Annotated in this window: 19 protein-coding genes; 13 read left to right on the forward strand and 6 right to left on the reverse strand. The window is 55.0% G+C overall.

Annotated features, from left to right (window positions below; all coding sequences use genetic code 11):
* Window positions 1-23 precede the first annotated feature (23 nt).
* The 6 genes from AB1E34_RS09845 to AB1E34_RS09870 are packed head-to-tail and all read left to right on the forward strand — an operon-like array spanning window position 24 to window position 5,082.
* Window positions 24-575, forward strand: a complete 552-nt coding sequence (locus AB1E34_RS09845) for a TRAP transporter small permease subunit (RefSeq protein WP_372572157.1) — start codon at window positions 24-26, stop codon at window positions 573-575.
* Window positions 572-1,876, forward strand: a complete 1,305-nt coding sequence (locus AB1E34_RS09850) for a TRAP transporter large permease (RefSeq protein WP_372572158.1) — start codon at window positions 572-574, stop codon at window positions 1,874-1,876. Before AB1E34_RS09845 ends, AB1E34_RS09850 begins: the two co-directional genes overlap by 4 nt.
* Before the next feature lie 10 nt (window positions 1,877-1,886).
* The gene (locus tag AB1E34_RS09855; RefSeq protein WP_372572159.1) at window positions 1,887-2,753 is read left to right on the forward strand and encodes a dioxygenase family protein; all 867 of its coding nucleotides are present in this window, start codon (window positions 1,887-1,889) and stop codon (window positions 2,751-2,753) included.
* Between the two features lie 12 nt (window positions 2,754-2,765).
* Entirely contained in the window at window positions 2,766-3,581 is an 816-nt protein-coding gene (locus tag AB1E34_RS09860; protein WP_372572160.1) for an amidohydrolase family protein, read from the forward strand.
* A complete protein-coding gene (locus AB1E34_RS09865) occupies window positions 3,578-3,955 on the forward strand; it encodes a hypothetical protein (protein ID WP_372572161.1) in 378 nt (125 codons plus the stop codon). The genes AB1E34_RS09860 and AB1E34_RS09865 overlap by 4 nt, the downstream gene beginning before the upstream one ends.
* Before the next feature lie 8 nt (window positions 3,956-3,963).
* Window positions 3,964-5,082 (forward strand): cytochrome-c peroxidase, encoded by a 1,119-nt coding sequence (locus AB1E34_RS09870; protein ID WP_372572162.1) that lies wholly within the window; start codon window positions 3,964-3,966, stop codon window positions 5,080-5,082.
* Here the strand turns inward: AB1E34_RS09870 and AB1E34_RS09875 are convergent.
* Entirely contained in the window at window positions 5,069-6,232 is a 1,164-nt protein-coding gene (locus AB1E34_RS09875; protein ID WP_372572163.1) for a pyridoxal-phosphate-dependent aminotransferase family protein, read from the reverse strand. The genes AB1E34_RS09870 and AB1E34_RS09875 overlap by 14 nt on opposite strands.
* A 104-nt stretch (window positions 6,233-6,336) precedes the next feature.
* On the opposite strand from AB1E34_RS09875, the gene AB1E34_RS09880 reads away from it, so the two are divergent.
* Window positions 6,337-9,243 (forward strand): FAD-binding and (Fe-S)-binding domain-containing protein, encoded by a 2,907-nt coding sequence (locus tag AB1E34_RS09880; RefSeq protein ID WP_372572164.1) that lies wholly within the window; start codon window positions 6,337-6,339, stop codon window positions 9,241-9,243.
* 9 nt (window positions 9,244-9,252) lie between these two features.
* Entirely contained in the window at window positions 9,253-9,930 is a 678-nt protein-coding gene (locus AB1E34_RS09885) for a GntR family transcriptional regulator (RefSeq protein WP_372572165.1), read from the forward strand.
* Between the two features lie 42 nt (window positions 9,931-9,972).
* On the opposite strand, the gene AB1E34_RS09890 is transcribed toward AB1E34_RS09885, so the two are convergent.
* From AB1E34_RS09890 to AB1E34_RS09910, 5 genes are read right to left on the reverse strand one after another with little or no spacing between them, the layout of a single operon-like run.
* Window positions 9,973-11,127, reverse strand: coding sequence for an Ldh family oxidoreductase (locus AB1E34_RS09890; RefSeq protein ID WP_372572166.1), 1,155 nt, complete (start codon window positions 11,125-11,127; stop codon window positions 9,973-9,975).
* On the reverse strand, window positions 11,039-11,911 hold the full coding sequence (locus AB1E34_RS09895; protein WP_372572167.1) for an ABC transporter permease: 873 nt from the start codon (window positions 11,909-11,911) through the stop codon (window positions 11,039-11,041). Before AB1E34_RS09895 ends, AB1E34_RS09890 begins: the two co-directional genes overlap by 89 nt.
* Window positions 11,908-12,717: an ABC transporter ATP-binding protein gene (locus AB1E34_RS09900; protein WP_372572168.1), complete on the reverse strand. Its 810-nt coding sequence runs from the start codon at window positions 12,715-12,717 to the stop codon at window positions 11,908-11,910. The genes AB1E34_RS09895 and AB1E34_RS09900 overlap by 4 nt, the downstream gene beginning before the upstream one ends.
* Complete coding sequence (locus AB1E34_RS09905; protein WP_372572169.1) at window positions 12,714-13,742, reverse strand: ABC transporter substrate-binding protein; 1,029 nt, start codon at window positions 13,740-13,742, stop codon at window positions 12,714-12,716. The genes AB1E34_RS09900 and AB1E34_RS09905 overlap by 4 nt, the downstream gene beginning before the upstream one ends.
* Before the next feature lie 58 nt (window positions 13,743-13,800).
* Window positions 13,801-14,646 carry a fumarylacetoacetate hydrolase family protein gene (locus AB1E34_RS09910; RefSeq protein WP_372572170.1) on the reverse strand — a complete coding sequence of 282 codons (846 nt, stop codon included), beginning with the start codon at window positions 14,644-14,646 and terminating at the stop codon, window positions 13,801-13,803.
* Between the two features lie 150 nt (window positions 14,647-14,796).
* Here AB1E34_RS09910 and AB1E34_RS09915 point away from each other — a divergent pair, with 150 nt between their 5' ends.
* From AB1E34_RS09915 to AB1E34_RS09935, 5 genes are all read left to right on the forward strand, one after another.
* Window positions 14,797-15,537 (forward strand): FadR/GntR family transcriptional regulator, encoded by a 741-nt coding sequence (locus AB1E34_RS09915; protein ID WP_372572171.1) that lies wholly within the window; start codon window positions 14,797-14,799, stop codon window positions 15,535-15,537.
* A 194-nt stretch (window positions 15,538-15,731) separates the two neighbouring features.
* Complete coding sequence (locus AB1E34_RS09920; RefSeq protein WP_372572172.1) at window positions 15,732-16,415, forward strand: fumarylacetoacetate hydrolase family protein; 684 nt, start codon at window positions 15,732-15,734, stop codon at window positions 16,413-16,415.
* 60 nt (window positions 16,416-16,475) lie between these two features.
* Entirely contained in the window at window positions 16,476-18,011 is a 1,536-nt protein-coding gene (locus AB1E34_RS09925) for an acyl--CoA ligase (protein ID WP_372572173.1), read from the forward strand.
* 4 nt (window positions 18,012-18,015) lie between these two features.
* The gene (locus AB1E34_RS09930) at window positions 18,016-18,993 is read left to right on the forward strand and encodes a 2-dehydropantoate 2-reductase (RefSeq protein WP_372572174.1); all 978 of its coding nucleotides are present in this window, start codon (window positions 18,016-18,018) and stop codon (window positions 18,991-18,993) included.
* Window positions 18,994-19,101: 108 nt separating this feature from the next.
* A partial coding sequence (locus AB1E34_RS09935) for a hypothetical protein (protein ID WP_372572175.1) occupies window positions 19,102-19,352 on the forward strand: 251 nt, incomplete at its 3' end.

Below are 19,352 nucleotides of genomic sequence, written 5' to 3' on the forward strand. Positions count from 1 at the left end.
GCGACCCGAGAAAGGGGCCAGACATGCTGAAGACCGCAGTTGCCGTTCTGTCGCAGGTCGCCAATTCGCTTGCAATAACTGCCAACGCTTTGGGCACGCTCGTCGTCCTAGCGTTGGTGGTCATTCTGAATGTCGACGTCGTTGCGCGCGGGCTGTTTTCGGCCCCGCTTCGAGGCACCTACGAAATGGTGCAGTTTTCGGTCGTGATGATTGTTTTTCTGCAATTGGCCGACGTGGTCAGAGTGGACCGGCTGACACGTTCGGACGGGTTCCTGAACCTGATGCACCACCGCCGCCCTGGCCTGACAGCAAACCTGAGGCGCATCATAAACGCCATCTCGGCGATCTTCATGGGCCTAATTGCCTATGTGACCTTCCCTGAATTTCTTCATATGTGGGAGACGCAGGACTACTTCGGAGTTCCGGGTCTTTTCACACTCCCATGGTGGCCGGTCAAATTGGTCATCGCGTGCGGCACTGCGCTTGCCTGCGTGGTTTTCCTGCTCAAGGTTGTCACGGCGCAGGACCGCCCGCAACTTATCCGCACCCCTGAACATGACGAGGCTGCAGAATGACGCCGATTGAGATTGGCCTGATCTCGGTCGTCGCCATCGTCTTTCTGATTTACGCGGGCGTCTACATTCCGATTGCTCTGGGCGTGGTCTCGTTCGTGTCGATTTGGCTGATGCGGGACAATTTTACGCTGGCGCTGAACCTGTTGAAAGTGGCGGTCGGCGACAGCGCGATGGAATACAGTTTCGCGACCATTCCCCTGTTTACCTTCATGGGGCTCATTGTCTCAAAGGCCGGGTTGGGCAGGGACATCTATGAAGTCATGACAATGCGGTTTCGCAAGGTCAAAGGCGGTATTGGAATGGCAACCGTCGGAGCCAACGCCGTCTTTGCCGCAGTTACCGGGTCGTCAATTGCGTCGGCATCCGTGTTCACCAAAGTCTCGGTCCCGCAAATGATGGCGCAGTCTTACAATCCGCGCTTTGCCGTCGGCGTGGTGGCTGGGTCCTCAGTTTTGGGCATGATTATCCCGCCTTCTGCTATGCTGATTATCTATTCCTTTGTCGCTGAACAGTCCGTAGGGGATATGTTTCTGGCGGGGGTTATTCCCGGGATTATGCTGGCAATCGCTTATGTCGGCGCGATTTGGGTCATGGGGCGATTCACGCCGGCATTCGTTGGAGGGCGGGTCGTCGAAGACACTGAATGGATGTCTGGGCGCGAGATCGCGTCCAAAACTCTACCGACATTGTTCATCATCACTGTGGTGCTTGGCGGAATTTATACAGGGTGGCTTACCGCAGTCGAGGCAGGCGCGGCCGGGGCACTTGTTGCGCTGATCATCGCCGTTGCGCGCAAGTCTATGACGCCAAGAGCGTTCTGGGACGCGCTGCTGGAAACCGGTCATATAACGGCGGCGATCCTGTTCCTGATCACTGCAGCTTCAATCTACAGCCGCATGCTGGGACTCGCCGGGCTGCCCAACCAGTTGCAGGGCTTGCTTGCGGGGAATTCCGCGTCCTTCTGGTCGATCATGCTGCTCTATGTCTTGCTGATGCTTTTCTTGGGAACATTGCTTGACACGGCATCGATCATCCTGATCGTCGTCCCGTTGTTCCTGCCCATGGCCGAGGCCCTTGATATGTCGCTGATCTGGTTCGGGATCATCACCGTGGTCGGAGCCGAAATCGGACTTTTGACCCCGCCTCTGGGCATATCGTGTTTTGTTATCAAATCCACGATCAACGACGACCGAATATCGCTCAAGGACGTGTTCATGGGCGCACTTCCCTTCGCGTTCGTGATGCTAATCGTTCTGTTTATTCTGATCGAGTTCCCAATCCTCAGCCTTGCCCTGATTTAAGGAGGCCAAGATGCGCTCTGTCACCAAAGACAATATCACCGACGTTTTCATGGGATACCTGTCCAATGACGCCGATCCGCGGATGCGTGAGATCATGGGGTCACTTGTCAAACACCTTCATGACTTCGCGCGAGAGACCAATCTGACGCATGACGAATGGCGCACTGGAATTGCGTTTCTCGAGGGGTGTGCAGCCGTGGAAACCGAGGACCGGCACGAGTTTGTGCTGGCGTCTGACGTGCTGGGTCTGTCTTCTTTGGTGGACATGCTGCATTCAAGTCCAGACGCAACAAGTTCGTCAGTATTAGGTCCGTTTCATGTGTCTGGCGCACCCCCGTTGCCAATAGGCGGGGATATGAAACGATATTTCGGCGGGCCGGTTTTGCTTGCTGAAGGCGTCATTCGCGACACTGAGGGCAATCCCATTGCAGGAGCAGAACTCGACATCTGGCAAACGGCCCCCAACGGCCTCTACGCCAGTCAGGATGAAGAACAGGACACCTATTCTTTCCACGGGCTGATGACAGTTGGCGATGACGGCAGATATGCGTTCACTACCGTTAAGCCAGTTGAATACACTGTACCGTCTGACGGGCCGGTCGGTGATATTCTGCGCGCTTGCGGTCGCCATCCATGGAGGCCCTCACACCTGCACTTTATCGTCAAAGCCCCCGGCTATCGCTCACTTGTGACCGAGATTTTCCCGGACGATGATCCTTATCTGGATCAAGACACGGTCTTTGGAGTTCGGGACGATCTCGTGATGACTTACGTTGAACGACCCGCTTCAGAATTTCCCAATGAGATGGAACTTTCAGGTAAGATCACCGAACCATACCTGCACGTGAATTTCGACGTCACGCTTGCTCGGGACTGAACGCTATGGAGGATGCTTGAAGTGCGAAAATACGCCTTCGTTTTAGGTGCAGCGCTGTTCAGCGGAGCGGCCATTGCCGACGAGCGACCGATTTTCGATGCGCATATTCACTACAGCCATGATGCCGTGAAACTGGTTCCGCCTGAGCAAGTGGCCAAAATCCTGCGGGATGCAGGCGTGCGGAAAGCCCTGGTTTCCAGCTCGGATGATAACGGTACACAACTGCTTTTGGCTGCAGCGCCGGATATCGTTGTTCCGGCACTTCGCCCTTATCGTCGTCGCGGTGAGATCAACACCTGGATGCACGACGAAACAGTTATCGACTATCTGGAAGCAAAGCTGGCGAAGAATGACTACGAAGCCATCGGTGAATTTCACGCCTATGGAAATGACATTAAGACGCCAGTCATCCAGCACATGATCGCGCTGGCCAAAGAGCGGAACCTAATTCTGCACCACCATGGTGATCGCGAGGCGGTAGACCTGATTTTCGAAACCTGGCCGGAGGCTCGGGTATTGTGGGCCCACTCAGGTTTTGACGATCCGGGGAAGGTGGTCGACGCTTTGAACGCGTATCCCCGGCTTTGGGCCGATCTGGCGTTCCGTTCCGATATGGTCTCGCGCGGCCGTGTCGATCCGGATTGGCAAGCTGCGTTCGAAGCGCATCCTGATCGGTTCATGGTCGGGACCGATACGTTTGCACCAGAGCGTTGGTACTACGTTGGTCCGCATGCAGATTTTTCACGCGAATGGCTGGATTTGCTTCCAGACCAGATCGCGGACAACATCGCGTATGCCAACGCAGAACGTTTGCTGGCATCGGAATGATCCGCTGGCTCGTCTGGTTTCTGGCATCTTCTGGCGCGGCCATCGCTTGTGAGGCGACGGGGCAACGGATGAGTACAGAAACTCAGAACGCACCTGCGGTGCATGTGGCTGTCGACGAAATTCCGTTGGCCCAGCCGTTTTCGATACTCCTCACGGTGTGTGGTGAAACTGCCGTAAGTGAAATGCGTGTCGATGCAGTCATGCCTGCTCACCAACACGGGATGAACTACCTTCCAGTCGTCACTGCAATAGGCGACGACGTGTTCCGTATCGATGATATGCTGTTTCACATGCCGGGAAAGTGGGAGCTACAAGTGGACGTCGAGTACAACGGGCAAACGGTATCCTACACTTCTGACTTAGCGTTGAAATGAAGCTGTGGGTGACAGTCGCGTTCGTGGCATTAACGAGTGTAGTGCGTGCCGAGGTCTTGCTGTCAGAAGACGAGATCCAACAAACGTTGTCCTTCGGGCCGTGGCCGCCACCAATCCAGCCGGATCCAAGCAATAGGGGTTCAAACGATCCCCGAGCGATTGCTCTGGGTGCTGCACTTTTCGATGATCCGGTGTTGTCGATTGACGGTGCATTAGCCTGTGCAAGTTGTCACAACCCCGAGCAGGCATTTACCACGCTCGATCCGCGTGCGTTCGGTCGCGTGCTTTTGGATCGGAATACGCCATCGCTGCGGAACCTGGCTGGTCTGCGATGGTACGGGTGGGGCGGAAAGAGTGATAATCTTTGGGCCGCCAGCTTGCATCCGATCATCGAAGAACAAGAGATGGCGCACAGTAAGGAAAGCCTGAAGAGGGCCATTTCTGAAAGTCCCTATGTCAATGATTTTGAGGATATTTTTGGCGACATTGAAAGCCAAAACCCCGAGCTGGTGTTGGTAAAGATTGCCAAAGCCCTATCAGCTTATCTGGAAACGCTGGTAACCGAGCGGACACAATTTGACGATTTTCGCGACGCGTTGGAGCGCAGCGATCTGGCGGAGGCTGCGAACTACCCCGAGGCTGCCCAGCGAGGTCTTCAGCTCTTCCTGGGGCGCGGGAATTGCGCGTTCTGCCATAATGGCCCGAGATTTTCCAACAACGAATTCCACGACGCTGGCGTACCGTATTTTCTGAGCAAGACAAAGGTCGACGAAGGCCGGTTCGGAGGACTGAATTTTCTACTCTCCAGCCCTTACACATTGGACGGAGACTGGACTGACGATCTGGAAAAGCAAGGTGCGTGGGCGGTCCGAAATGTGCGACGGAGCCATTCTGATTTTGGAATCTTTCGTACGCCCAGCCTGCGAGGTGTGGTCGAAACCGCCCCCTACATGCATGACGGCAGCCTGGATGCTCTGGATGCCGTGGTCCGACACTACAGCGAAATCGATACGGAAAGGCTTCACGCTGATGGCGAGGCGGTACTTTCCGAACTGAATTTGACGGGACAGGAGATCACAGACCTTGTGGCGTTTTTGGAGACGTTGTCCAGCGCTACGCGGCCTTGAGATATTCCAATGCAGCCTGAGTACCGCCTTTATTGTGCGGCACGCCGCTTTTGGCGAGTCCCATTTCTACGCCTGAGAGTGTGCCCATCAACATCAGGTCGTTGAAATCCCCCAAGTGACCTATTCGAAAAACCTTGTCGGCCACTTTCGACAGGCCATTTCCAAGTGAGATGTCATAGTGCTCCAGCGCTGTCGCGCGGAAGGCGTCCGCAGAGTGCCCTTCAGGGACTTTGACAGCGGTCAGGACGCCCGATTCCTGACCTTGGCGAGCACACAGTACCTCGAGACCCCATGCTTGCACGGCAGCTCGAGTCGCGGCTCCGTGGCGGGCATGCCGGGCGAATACGTTGTCCAGTCCTTCTTCATGCAGCATATCGATGGCCTCAATTAATCCGTAAAGAAGATTGGTGCCGGGGGTATAAGGGAAAAACCCTTTCTGGTTTGGCCCGACCATATCCTGCCAATCCCAATAGCTGCGTGGCGTGGTCACGGATTTCGAATGTTCCAACGCCCGATTACTTACAGCATTGAAGCTCAGACCAGGCGGTAGCATCAGTCCCTTTTGCGAACCTGAGACGCAGACATCTACGCCCCAGTCATCGAACCTGAAATCGATCGATGCAAGGCCGGAGATTGAGTCCACCATAAGGAGGGCAGGGTGTTGTGCAGCGTCCATAGCCCTGCGCACGTCCTCAATAGGCGAGACAGACCCTGTAGAAGTTTCATTGTGGACGACGCATACCGCCTTGATCTCGCGCCGACTGTCCGCGCGTAAGCGGTCTTCGATCTGATTGGGGTCCGCACCGCCACGCCAATCCCCTTCAATCAACTCTGGCTGCAACCCAATTTTTCCAGCCAAGTTACACCACATGAACGCGAAATGTCCTGTTTCGTACATGAGAACCTTTTCGCCGGAAGACACTGTGTTCACAAGCGCAGCTTCCCACGCGCCTGTACCGGATGAAGGGTAGATAAAGACGTTCTGTTCGGTCTTGAAAATCGTTTTTATCCCAGCGAGGGCCTTGTTCCCGACTTCTGCGAAATCGGGTCCTCGGTGGTCGATGGTCTGCATGCTTATGGTCTTCAGAATGCGTTCCGGAACAGCACTCGGCCCTGGGATTTGCAAAAAATGTCTGCCCGCCTTGCGCATCTGAACTGATCCTTCCGCTGGCGCCGAATAGCTGGCGCGATTACCTATTGGCAAAAGTTAGTTATGAATTCATTATTCAGTCAACGGTGAAGTGGAGCCTTTAATTGGCTGGTTGGGAAGGGAAGGCGAACCCGATGCTTGAACATGGATCGTTGCACCGCCGACTGTTGTCTGACGTCCAAGGCGAGGTGATGGCTGACCCTGCATCTCGCGCACGGTATGCGACTGACGCATCGATTTATCAGATGATACCGGACGCCGTCGTCGCCCCCCGATCCACAGAAGATATCCAAGCAGTGATGTCTGTTGCGCGCGACGAAGGATGTTCGGTTCTTCCGCGCGGTGGTGGCACGTCGCAATGCGGGCAAACGGTCAATCAAAGCGTTATTCTAGACAACACCAAGCACTTGAATCGAATTCTGGACGTGGACGTTGAGAGCCGTGTCGCGCGTGTTCAGGCCGGTGTTGTTCTGGATCAATTGAACCAGTCACTTAAACAATATGGTCTATGGTTTCCCGTCGACCCCTCGACCGCGTCGCGCTGCACGCTTGGAGGAATGGCAGCCAACAACTCTTCAGGCGGAAAATCCCTGCGCTATGGGATCATGCGCGACAATGTCCGTGCAATAAGTGCAATCCTCAGAGACGGCATGGAAGCACGGTTCAGCGCCGATACGGCGGCACCCGGCGACTATGCCGATCTTGTTGGAGACATGCGTGCTCTGGGGCGTCGCGAGGCTTCGGAAATTGACGCCCAGTTTCCCAAAGTTCAGCGTCGTGTCGGCGGATACAATATCGATGCGCTCGTAGGTAACGATGTCAACATGTCCCATTTGCTAGTGGGGTCAGAAGGGACACTTGCCTATTTCACTGAATTGGAACTGAACCTCGCTCACTTACCGGGCGAGAAAGTTGTCGGCGTGTGTCATTTCCCTACGTTTCGCTCTGCGATGGAGGCTACGCAGCACCTCGTGACGCTCAAACCGCAAGCGGTAGAGTTGATCGACGACACAATGATTGAATTGGGGCGTGAAATCCCGCTGTTCCGCAGTACGATTGAGGCGTTTGTCAAAGGCGACCCCGAAGCCCTGCTGCTGGTAGAATTCGCTGAGGGTAGCGCTGAGGCCAATGCCGCAAAACTGGTCGAGCTTTCCCAACTGATGGGAGATCTCGGGTTTGCTTTCAGCGGAACTGAAACCCGTTGGGGCGGGGTTGTTTCAGTTACAGATACCAAATTGCAAAACTCGATCGCGGAATACAGAAAATCTGGGTTGAACGTCATGATGTCGATGAAAGAGGCGGGTAAACCGATCTCGTTCGTTGAAGACTGCGCCGTCCCGTTGCCTGATCTCGCCGATTACACCGCTGGCCTGACCGAAATTTTTGCTCGGTACGGCACAAAGGGGACATGGTACGCGCATGCTTCCGTCGGGTGTTTACATGTTCGCCCTGTCCTGAACATGCGGCAGGATAAGGACGTCCGGACTATGAAAGCGATTGCCGAAGAAACCTTTGATCTGGTCAAGAGGTACAAGGGGTCTCATTCAGGCGAACACGGTGATGGGATCGTGCGATCAGAGTTTCATGGCAAGATGTTTGGCCCGCGTATCGTTTCTGCGTTTGAAGAGGTTAAAGACCGGTTCGATCCCGATGGGCTAATGAACCCCGGTAAAATCGTGCACGCGCCTGCCATGGATGATCGCCGCCTATTCCGCTACGGCCCGGACTATTCAGTTCCGGAATTTGAGACGGCGTTGGATTGGTCGGCTTGGCCGGGTGCTGGAGGAGGATTCCAGGGTGCCGTCGAGATGTGTAATAACAACGGTGCGTGTCGCAAGCTTAAGGGCGGAGTTATGTGCCCCTCCTTCCGCGCGACCCGAAACGAACGTGATGCCACACGTGGGCGGGCAAACACATTGCGTTTTGCCATCAGCGGGCAGTTGCCGGGCGGTTTAACTTCAGACGCAATGCAGGACACGATGAAGTACTGTGTGTCTTGCAAGGCTTGCGCGCGTGAATGCCCGACTGGCGTCGATATGGCCCGCATGAAGATCGAAGTGCTTTCAGCGAAGCGCAAAAAAGATGGGCTGACTTTGGCAGATAAATTAATAGCTTATCTGCCCCGATATGCACCAAAAGCAGCAAAAGTTGCGTGGCTTGTGAATGCCCGGAATAAAATTGGTCCTTTGCGCAAACTACTGGAAAAACCGACTGGAATTTCGGCGCGACGTGACCTGCCAGTGTGGTCTTCGGAACCGTTCCGTGATGCCGAGGCTCAGGACGCAGATCCGCAGGTTCTTCTGTTTGCCGATGTGTTCAACCGGTATTTCGAGCCTGACAATCTACGCGCCGCGGTCCGGGTCCTGCGTGCGCTAGGACTGCGGGTCGCCGTAGCACGGGATGACCATACTGGAAGGCCGCTGGATTGCGGGCGCACTCTTTTGGCTGTGGGTCGCGTGGAAGAGGCGCGTCGCGAGGCACAGCGCGTGATTGGCGCGACACGAGCGGCAGTAGCACAGGGCATACCATTAGTCGGTCTCGAACCTTCCTCTATCCTCACTTTCCGGGACGAATACTTGGCTCTTTGCACGGGGCGGGATACGGAAATGGTATCCAACGCCACTCATACCTTTGAGGAATTTCTGGTCAGGCAGCCCGAAGTGCCTCTGAAACGGTTGGATCGCCCGATCTATGTGCATGGGCATTGCCACCAGAAAGCGCACGATGCCGTCACACCGATGCTTGATCTTCTGAAGCGTATCCCCGAGGCGCAGGTTCACATGATTGAAAGCAGTTGTTGTGGTATGGCCGGGGCATTTGGATACGCGCCCGAAACTATCGATGTCTCGATCAAGATGGCAAAGCTCGACCTGTTTCCAGCTTTGGAAAAGGCACCTGCGGATGCAATTATTGTGGCGGATGGAACATCGTGCCGGCACCAAATCACTGAGGGTACCCTGCGACAGCCCATGCATGTCGCGCGCCTGCTGGAAATGGCACTTGATGAATAGGAAGTGGCAATGAATCTGACGGACAGCATCAAGCGCACGACGTTACATGAAGAGCTGGTCGAACGCTTGCGCAATCTTGTTGTAGAGGATGTGTTGAAGCCGGGTGAAAAAGTGCCCGAGAAACAGCTTTGTGACTCCTTGGGTGTTTCACGGACACCACTGAGAGAAGCCTTAAAGGTTCTTGCATCAGAAGGTTTCGTGGTGCTTCAGGCCAATCGTGGTGCTCGCGTTGCGAGTGTAACGAGAGAAGAATTGGAGAACACGTTTCCAGTACTCGCAGCGCTTGAGCAACTTGTGGGTGAACTGGCCTGTCAGCAGGTAGACGCCGCAGAATTTCAACGGATTGAAAGTAGCCACAAGGATATGCTGAGTGCGTACGAGGCGCGTGATCGGCAGGCGTATTTCAAAGCCAATCAGGAGATCCATCAGGCACTTATTCAGGGCGCGCGAAACGACATTTTGGAAAACCACCACAAGCTTTTAGCCGCGCGGGTCCGCCGTGCACGTTTTATGGCCAACTTGTCGGACGAACGCTGGGCGCAGGCAATTGATGAACATGAAGCCATGATGGAGTTGCTTAAAGCCCGCGATGCAGATGGGCTAGGAAAAACCATGAAGCTTCACATGATGAACAAGCTTTCTGCTCTTGTGAAAGCGCTGGAGGCAGAGGACGAGACACCTCGCTAAACTCTCATCAAAAGCGCCTATCAGCTTCCCACGGATGCGCTGCTAGTCGGCGCTGAGACTAGGAAACAGAGGGGATAACCCACAGTCCTCGGCAAGTTTGTTTAGGTCTCGACAAAGAGCGGGGTTCAGCCTCACACCGTCTTTGCGGCGGGCCTCTGCGGCGGCCGTTTTGCCGTCTCCGGGCAGGCGCACCGGGTCATGACCGGGCAGGGGGACGGATGCGCGCATTTCGGAGAAGACGCGGGCTGCGTTAGAAGCAAAGTCATTGCCCATCCCAAAGGCTGCCGGATTGAGCGCCATAACGAACTGGCCGGTGTTTGTGGATGAAGTTGTGTCCGAGGTGAAATTGACCACGTCAGAGCCGAATGCCGCACCATTCAGCACCCCGGCCATCAACCCGATAGCCACGGAAAGGCCGAAACCCTTCGGACCTCCGATCGGCAAAAGAAACCCTTCTGATTTGCGGGCAGGGTCCGTTAACGGATTGCCATCACGCCCAACCATCCAACCTTCGGGCATAGGTTCGCCTTGCTGCAAAAGGGTTTTGATCTTACCCATCGCGGCAACAGTCGTCGCCATATCGAACACAAACGGGTCCTGGCCATCGGCAGGGGCAGAGAATGCGATGGGATTGGTGCCAAGAAGCAAGTCGCTTCCGCCATAGGGTGGAACGTGGTTCGCACTGCCCACTGCCGCGGCCATGCCAAGCAACCCAGCCTCGGCTTGCGGGCGTACATAAAGTGCCAGTGGTCCTGAATGATTGCCGCGCCGAACACCAACCCATCCGATGCCGGCCTCTTTTGCCTTTTCTATGGCAAGATCACGTGCCGCGGCCATAGCCAGGTGACCAAGGCCGTCATCGCCGTCAATCAACGCGGTTGCGACGGTTTCATGTTCTATGGTGACGTTTGGTGTGGCGTTGCACCCGCCCCCTGCCAACCTGGCAAGGTACTGGCGCAGGCGAAAAACCCCGTGAGTGCCATAGCCGAATATGTCGGCCTCAACCATCAGCGAGGCCACCCTGTCCGCATCGGCTTCTGGCACACCTCGTGTTTCGAGCGCGCTCGCCACAAATTCACGCAAGGTCTGGCAATTTATCTCCACAGGCTCAGAAGTCATCTCTGCCAACCTGCTCTTTGTGCCAGAACACCAGCTTACGCTGTGTCCAAACCACTGACGCAAATACAGCGAGACCAACGAGGCTTAGATACAGGATCAAGGAGAACACGCGCGGAGTGTTGAGCTGCGAGGCTGCAACACGGATGAGTTCACCAAATCCCTTTCCACCGCCCAGGAATTCCCCTGTTATCGCACCTGCCATAACGCCGACTGCTCCGATCTTGAGGCCAGTGAATATCTGCGGCAATCCGGTCGGCAGCTTCATTTTGATCAATGTCTGCATCCGGCTCGCACCCATTGTCTTGAACAACATGCGCGCATTTTCGTCCGCGGCGTGTAGCCCAGCCGCAGTACCAACCACGATTGGAAATGTTGCGATAAAGGCGGCAAGTGCCACCTTGGATTCAATGCCGAACCCCAGCCACGCCACAAACAGCGGGGCGAACGCGACTTTTGGCATGGTGTCGATGGCCACGAGGTAAGGCATCACCGCCTTTTCGCCAAATGCGGTTTCCCCGACCAGCACGCCAAGCGAAAAACCGATCGCGATTGCCAAGGCAAAGCCATAGATGACCTCTTTGAAAGTGATCCAAAGCGCACCCAGCATGTAACCTCCGGTCAAAAGGTTTTGTCCGACGAATATCATGTCCCTAAGGGTCTCCATCGGGGTAGGCAGGATGATCGGCGATACAAGCCCCAGGCTCGTCACAATCTGCCAGGTGCCTACGAAAACGACGAAAACAAACGTCATCGCAATCCAACGGGGAACCGAGTCGATAAAGTGAACTTTCTGCTCCCAAACAGTGTCTTCTGCGGTGCCAGCGTCCTTTGCGGAAGGCGAGTAATCCTGAACTTGGCTCACATTTCTTCTCCCTTATCGAGGAGGCTGCGAATGTAGTCTACAATAGCGCCGAACTTAGGAGTCGTCATCATATCGAGCGTGCGCGGGCGAGGCAGGTCGACTTCAACAATTTCAGCAATCCTGCCTGGACGTGGCTTCAACACGACGATTTCATCGGACAAAATCACCGCCTCTTGAATGGAGTGTGTCACAAGAAACGCGGTCGCTTCCTGTTCCCGGCAAATCCGCTGCAACTCCATATTCATCATGTCGCGCGACAACTCGTCGAGAGCGCTGAACGGTTCGTCCAACAAAAGCACGGCTGGTTCGGTTATCAGCATTCGACAGATCGATGCGCGTTGCGCCATCCCGCCCGACAATTCGTTCGGATATACGTTTTCAAACCCATTCAAGCCTACGACGTCCAAAAGTTCGTGCGCCTTTGCCATGGCTTGCTTGGCTGCTGCCTTTCCATCGCGTATCTCAATCGGCAAGACGATGTTTTCTACGGCCGTTTTCCAGGGAAAAAGCGTCGCTTGCTGAAACATCATACCGATGTCCCGGCGGGTCCCAGTGACTGGTTTGCCCTGAAGGATCACTCGCCCCTTTGTGGGCGGGATTAGACCCGCCATGATCTTGAGCAGAGTTGATTTGCCGCACCCGCTGGACCCGATGACAGATGTGAAGCTTCCTTTCCGAAGCGTCAGGTTAATGTCCTCAAGAGCGACAACCAGATTGCGTGCGTAGGTCTTGCTTACATGTGTCAACTCGTAGACCGGCGTGCCCAAGGGCGCGCCGGAAAACTCATGGGTGACTACAGCGTTCATTTGCTGGCGGCCTCGTTGCCAATGGCAGCAAACTCATTGGTCCAAGCAGCGCTCAGGTCGTCAAGTGGCCCCGGAATCTCACCCCCCGCGACCAGCGCGTCTTGCCATTCTTGCCAGACTTCGGCGGGATACCATCCCAGACCATTGCTTGGATCCGCTGCTATGGTTTTCGAGCGTACCGCATCGAACAGCGCTGACTGGAACTCCTTGTCCTCGCCTTCCTGTGGATTGCCGTCGGCCAGATGCTTCAACACGGCTTCGCGGTTGGCATCATCGAGCGCAAAGGCATGCCCACGTGCGAAGGCGCGACTCCAGGCTTCGACCAATTCGCGGTCGTTGGCGATTGTATCGGCCATAGTTGCGATACCGTTTCCGAAAAAACGCCCGAATTCCGCAGGCGTTATGTCACGCACCTTCATTCCGCGTTGGTTCAGGATTGCTGTATCTGCTGTCGAGGCAGAGTAGGCGTCGATTTCACCGTTCAGGAATGCTGCAGTTGCTGGGCCACCGTCGCCGACTGTAAGGAATGTGAAGTCCTCGCCTTCTTTCATACCGGCACCTGTCAAGACGTTGCGTGCAAAACCCACTTCGGCACCGTCGGCGGTGCCGGTTCCGATCACCTTTCCGCGCAATTCTTCAACGCTTTGGACTTCAGAATCTTCCGGCACCGCGATGCCGAAGTTGCTGCGCGCCGCAACGTTGTAGATGTGAACGGCATCCACATCGCGCGACCGTGCTGCAATCAGTGGGCCAGGTCCTGGGCGACCAAAGTGCGCCTGTCCGGCGGATAATGCCTGAAGCACGGCTCCCGAGCCGTTGATCGCCTCGACGGTCACATCCAAACCTTCATCTGCGAAATACCCTTCGCCAATGGCGACAAAAACCGGAAATGAATTGATTGCCGAGGGGCTTGGCTGCACGAAGGTGATTTCTCGCAAGTCTTGTGCAAAAGCCTTTGTTCCTAGTGCTCCTGCTACCGGGATCGCAGAAAGCAAGGACGCTGTGAATGTCCTTCTGTTCATCATTGTAGTCTTCCTCCCTTTCATGGTTGGCAACCCGCAGATTCAGCTATGCAGGAGCCACTTAAACGGCGCGCACGGTATTCCTGAGCGTGCCGATTTCTGAAATTGCACAAACCACGACATCCCCGTCTTTCAGGAACTGTGGAGGGTCCATCGCATACCCGACGCCAGACGGCGTACCGGTCGCGATAACGTCGCCAGGTTCCAGGGTCATGCCCTCCGACAGGGATGCGATCAGCGTTGGAATGTCGAAAATCATGTCCGACGTGCTTCCGTTTTGGCGCTGTTCACCGTTGATCGTTAGTCCAATTGATAAAGCGTGCGGATCGCTGATTGTATCAGCGGTCACTATGAAGGGACCCAGTGGGCAAGACCCATCTAAACCCTTGCCTTTGAAGTACTGACCACCGTGCCGGCGTTGGATGTCACGGGCGGTGATGTCGTTGAGGATCGTGTAGCCGAATACATGGTCGTACGCGTCAGCCTTAGCTATGTTACGCCCTGACTTTCCGATCACAATTGCCAGTTCAACTTCATAGTCGATGGCTTGCGAAACGTTCGGAAAAATCAAAATGTCTGCGTCAGGTGCCACGATAGAGGTCGGTGGCTTTGTGAAGAAAACCGGATGCTCCGTCACACCAACTTTTTGGTTTTGTGCCCGATCACCCTCGGCAATGTGTTCAGCGTAGTTGCGCCCGACACAGAACACGTTTTTGCGTGGATCAGGAATGGGAGCCAACAACGGCGCATCAGCGGGAGCCAACACGCCCTTGAGTTCGCCTTCTTCGGACGACGAAACGAGGGTTTTCAACGTTCCAAGCGTAGCCTCGCCGCCCGCGATCAACTGCTGCATTGAACTGGCGTCCAACGCCTTGTCATGCATTTGTGCTGCGCGCAGAACATCCAATCTACTGCCATCGGCAAGTATTGCCACGCAAACGGCACGGCCCTCTACGGAAACAGTTGCTAACCGCACTCGGCACTCCTCCCTCGTCCTGATGTCAAGCTCTGGTCGCGGATTCCGTCCGGCGACTCGTTATTGGCTTTCCTCTTACCCTTGAGTTTTTTCCGACTTGGCGTTTCAATCAATCAACCAATCACCAAATTGGGCGGGGATATGAGCGCTCCAACCGAACTCGCGCAACGCGTACGAGACCTGATTAACAATGCTGGATACCGGCACAACGACCGGCTGCCGCCTGAACGCGATCTCTGTTCAACGCTTGGGACAACCCGCAATCAGTTGCGAAGAGCGTTGGCAGAGCTTGAGGCGCAGGGGCTTATCTGGCGCCATGTGGGGCGGGGAACTTTCGTCGGTTCCAGGCCGGTTCTTAACCTTACCGACGTAACCTATTTGGGTAACCAAATAAAACCTGAACAAGTTGTATCCGTACGATTTACGATCGAACCGCAGCTTAGCCGCCTCGCAGCGTCCCATTCCACCCGTTCGGATCGTGAGCAAATGAGGCTTTGCGCGGACAAATGCCGCACTGCAGAAGACTGGCGCACGTACGAAGCGTGGGACAACAATTTGCACTACGCCATAGCCCGCTCTACTCGAAACCAGCTCTTTCTATACTTCTTTGAGACTTTGAATTCGGTTCGAAGATCAATTGTTTGGGGGCAGCCACGGGAGACTTCGAGGCCCGCAGAAGATTATTCCAGTTTTAGTGAACATGATGTGATCGTGTCAGCCATAGCAAAGGGTGATGGCGAGCTTGCGGCCAGCGCCATGGTAGATCACTTGAAATCGGTTTATTCGCGTGTGCTGCCAAAGAGCATCCAGTCCGACGATTGAGGCAACGCCAAAACCCAACCAATTTGGGAAATGGTCGGGCCAGATTAAAGTCGTGGCTCTTGCAAAATAGCGTGGATTTTGGCGATGACTTGGTAAGCGGCTACGTCCATTTGAATGTGACGTGGCATTGATCGGAATGTGTCTGACCGTTTGGAAATCCGATCTATGGCAATCAAACGTTCAGGAGGAAAGCGATGTCCGATCATGTCATTCCCGCGCCGGAGGTGCATGTAATACCCGTAGCGGGGGGCGGCTCGTTCCCGGTCCGTCGTGTCTACTGCATTGGGCGAAACTACGCGGCGCATGCAATTGAAATGGGCCATGACCCGGACCGGGAACCCCCGTTTTTCTTTCAAAAGAACCCAAACAACTTAGACCCTTCTGGCGAGTTTCCTTACCCCCCGCACAGTTCTGATGTGCATCACGAAGCTGAAATGTATGTCGCGCTCAAATCCGGCGGCACGAATATCTCGGTGGATGATGCACTGGATCATGTCTTTGGGTACGGGCTTTCGCTTGATATGACCCGCCGCGACCTGCAAGGACAGATGAAAAAAATGGGCCGCCCTTGGGAAATTGGTAAGGCGTTCGAGCGCTCAGCGCCGTGCGGACCAATTCACCAGGTGTCAGAAGTCGGGCATCTTGATAGAGGTCCAATTACGCTGACGGTGAATGGTGAAATTCGTCAGGAAGGAGACTTGCACCAGATGATCTGGAAAGTCCCCGAGATGATCTCGTACCTGAGCGACTACTTCGAGCTTGCGGCCGGTGACGTTATCCTTTCAGGGACACCGTCTGGTGTTGGTCCCGTCAACCGTGGGGATGTCATGGTCTTGTTCGTCGACAAGCTGGGTAGTCTGACCGTTCGCGTAACTTAGGACCTGCTGCAGCAACCTTACTCTGCGAAAGAAACCGATGCGTATGTAAACGGATAACAGATGCACCATTTAGTCGCTGAATTGATCGCACACCACGCAGACACAGCAAATGCCATTGGCGCCCCTGGCCGGTCTTGGTTGAGCTACCTTGGTTTGCGCGAGCATTGTGCGAAGGTCAAAGAAGATCTGCATCAGATCGGAATAGGGCGCGGCGACAGGGTGGCAATTGTGTTGCCCAACGGACCAGAGATGGCGACGGCATTCATATCCGTCGCCCAAGTGGCGACGACGGCGCCTTTAAACCCTGCGTATACTTTCGAAGAATACGTCTTCTATCTAAAAGACCTGAAAGCCAAGGCTCTTCTTGTCAGCGAAAACGAAAATGGCCCAGCCGTTCAAGCGGCGACTGAACTGGGTGTGGCCATCTTGCGCGCTACTAGTGATAGTTCTCGTCCAGCTGGACAGTTTTCCGTTTTGTCCTGTGACCCAATCGGAGTGGCTGATACATCAGCGCCGGGCGAAGATGACGTCGCCCTGATACTCCACACATCAGGAACAACGTCGCGCCCTAAAATCGTTCCTTTGACGCAGGCCAATATCTATTCGTCGGCGCGGAACGTGGCTTCGTCTTTGAAGCTGACGACAGACGATCGTTGTCTAAGTATAATGCCTCTGTTTCATATCCATGGGCTGATCGCGGCCGTCGCCGCTTCATTAAGCGCTGGATCGCAAATTAGCTGCACCCCTGGGTTCAACGCTTTCAGCTTTTTTTCGCAGGTCGCTGAGGTTGATCCGACATGGTACACAGCAGTTCCGACAATGCACCAAGCTATTCTTGCCCGAGCCGCCCGAAACCAATCTGTCATTGAGCAATCGCCATTGCGGTTCTTGCGGTCTTCTTCTGCGTCGTTGCCCGCGCCGGTAATGGAAGAGTTGGTGGCGACATTCAATGCGCCTGTAATCGAGGCCTACGGTATGACTGAGGCCGCGCATCAAATGTGTTGCAACCCGCTTCCTCCACAAAAGCAAAAGCCCGGATACGTCGGAGTAGCAGCGGGTCCCGAAGTCAGAATTGCAGACGAAACGGAAAATGTATTGATCGCTTCGCGTGATGTCGGAGAAATCGTTATCAGCGGTCCGAACGTGACCCCTGGGTATGAGAGCAACCCGCAGGCAAATGCAGACAATTTCTTTGAATCGGATGGAAAACTCTGGTTCCGCACCGGTGACCAAGGGTCGTTCGACGAAGAGAATTATCTGCGACTGACCGGACGCCTTAAAGAGCTTATCAATCGCGGCGGAGAAAAAATCAGCCCGCTTGAAGTTGACGCCGTGCTTCTGAGCCACCCGGACGTTGCGCAGGCAGTTTGTTTCGCCGTTCCCCACGAAAAACTGGGCGAAGACATAGCAGCGGCGGTGGTGCTCTCAGAAGGAGCGGCGATTGCAGGTCAGGAAGTCCGGGATTTCGTTGGCGCACGGCTCGCAAAGTTCAAGGTGCCGACTTCAGTGGTCATTCTCGATGAGATACCAAAAGGCGCGACTGGTAAGATACAAAGGATCGGGCTGGCCGCTAAATTGGGACTGGCAAAGGCTTAGACAGATGAAAGTTTGCATCTTTGGTGCCGGAGCTGTCGGAGGTTACGTTGCCGCGAAACTCGCGCAGACTGACGTCGACGTCAGTGTCATTGCGCGTGGCCCACATCTGGCTGCAATGCAAGAAAAAGGGCTGACTCTCCATGAGGATGGGCTGGACCCGATCAACGTGCCAATACGCGCCTCGGACAATGCCGCCGATCTCGGCCCACAAGACTATGTCTTTATCACACTGAAAGCGCATTCCGTTCCAGCAGTTGTGGACTCAATGCAGCCGCTGATTGGGGCAGAAACAACAATAGTGAGCGGAGTGAACGGGGTACCCTGGTGGTATTTCCACAAGCTGGGCGGACCCTTCGAGGGGACTAGATTGTCATCTGTCGATCCGGGAGACGTGCAATGGAACGGTTTCGGGCCGGACCGGGTGCTTGGATGTGTTGTTTATCCAGCCGCCGAGGTCATTGCCCCGGGATCAATCAAGCATGTTGAGGGCAATCGTTTTTCGTTGGGCGAGCCCGATGGTTCTAAATCCGGCCGTGCTGCCAAGCTTTCTGCTGCGCTGTCCGCCGCCGGCTTGCGTGCGCCCGTAAGACCGAGAATTCGAGACGAAATTTGGCTGAAGCTATGGGGCAATCTGTCGTTCAACCCGATTTCAGCTCTTACCCACTCAACACTTGATGTCTTGTGTAGCGACCAAGGCTCACGCTCCGTGGCTCGCGGGATGATGCTTGAGGCTCAGGAAATCGGTGAGAATCTTGGTGTAAAATTCCCGATAGATGTTGAAAAACGGATCGACGGTGGAGCGGCTGTCGGTGCGCACAAGACTTCTATGTGGCAGGATTTGGAGTTGCGCCGACCGATGGAAATTGATGCCTTAGTAACTTCAGTGCAAGAACTAGGACAACTTACAGGGGTCTCAACGCCCACAATCGACATCGTAGCGTCACTGGTCAAACTCAGGGCAAAGGTCGCAGGTCTCTACTAAAGTTTCTTTGGGCCTTGCAAAAAGAGCGTGGCTTGAGGCGGATAAGGGCACAGTGACACCAGTGCAAAATGCTTTCCTAAACCTGAGTTAATTGGTGTAAGCCAAACTATGTTAAAAAAGCTGTTCTTCGCGGTCCTTTGCGGGATCGAGCGAAATGACACTCGAAGAGCTAACGACAAAGCCGCCATTCGCGCGTGGCGCAGCGGATTCAACGAAAGATGCAGGTTTCTCGGACGCCGCATGCTGGCGGGGGAGTTGCGCGATGGGTTTCCCGGCGTCAGAGAAGCGCTCAGGCGGGAAATCGCGGGGTTAGTTCTTTTGGGTCGGCTGTGCTATGGGGATTTGTACGAAGGGCTTGC

Origin of the sequence: Ruegeria jejuensis, assembly GCF_041537905.1 — a bacterium.
Lineage (GTDB): Bacteria > Pseudomonadota > Alphaproteobacteria > Rhodobacterales > Rhodobacteraceae > Ruegeria_C.

Excerpts from the sequence above, each read along its gene's own strand:
- AB1E34_RS09905 (WP_372572169.1), bottom strand. The coding sequence starts at position 13,742 with ATGATGAACAGAAGGACATTCACAGCGTCCTTGCTTTCTGCGATCCCG.
- AB1E34_RS09925 (WP_372572173.1), top strand. The coding sequence starts at position 16,476 with ATGCACCATTTAGTCGCTGAATTGATCGCACACCACGCAGACACAGCA.
- AB1E34_RS09920 (WP_372572172.1), top strand. The coding sequence starts at position 15,732 with ATGTCCGATCATGTCATTCCCGCGCCGGAGGTGCATGTAATACCCGTA.
- AB1E34_RS09930 (WP_372572174.1), top strand. The coding sequence starts at position 18,016 with ATGAAAGTTTGCATCTTTGGTGCCGGAGCTGTCGGAGGTTACGTTGCC.
- AB1E34_RS09865 (WP_372572161.1), top strand. The coding sequence starts at position 3,578 with ATGATCCGCTGGCTCGTCTGGTTTCTGGCATCTTCTGGCGCGGCCATC.
- AB1E34_RS09855 (WP_372572159.1), top strand. The coding sequence starts at position 1,887 with ATGCGCTCTGTCACCAAAGACAATATCACCGACGTTTTCATGGGATAC.
- AB1E34_RS09860 (WP_372572160.1), top strand. The coding sequence starts at position 2,766 with ATGCTTGAAGTGCGAAAATACGCCTTCGTTTTAGGTGCAGCGCTGTTC.
- AB1E34_RS09845 (WP_372572157.1), top strand. The coding sequence starts at position 24 with ATGCTGAAGACCGCAGTTGCCGTTCTGTCGCAGGTCGCCAATTCGCTT.
- AB1E34_RS09850 (WP_372572158.1), top strand. The coding sequence starts at position 572 with ATGACGCCGATTGAGATTGGCCTGATCTCGGTCGTCGCCATCGTCTTT.
- AB1E34_RS09875 (WP_372572163.1), bottom strand. The coding sequence starts at position 6,232 with ATGCGCAAGGCGGGCAGACATTTTTTGCAAATCCCAGGGCCGAGTGCT.
- AB1E34_RS09900 (WP_372572168.1), bottom strand. The coding sequence starts at position 12,717 with ATGAACGCTGTAGTCACCCATGAGTTTTCCGGCGCGCCCTTGGGCACG.
- AB1E34_RS09885 (WP_372572165.1), top strand. The coding sequence starts at position 9,253 with ATGAATCTGACGGACAGCATCAAGCGCACGACGTTACATGAAGAGCTG.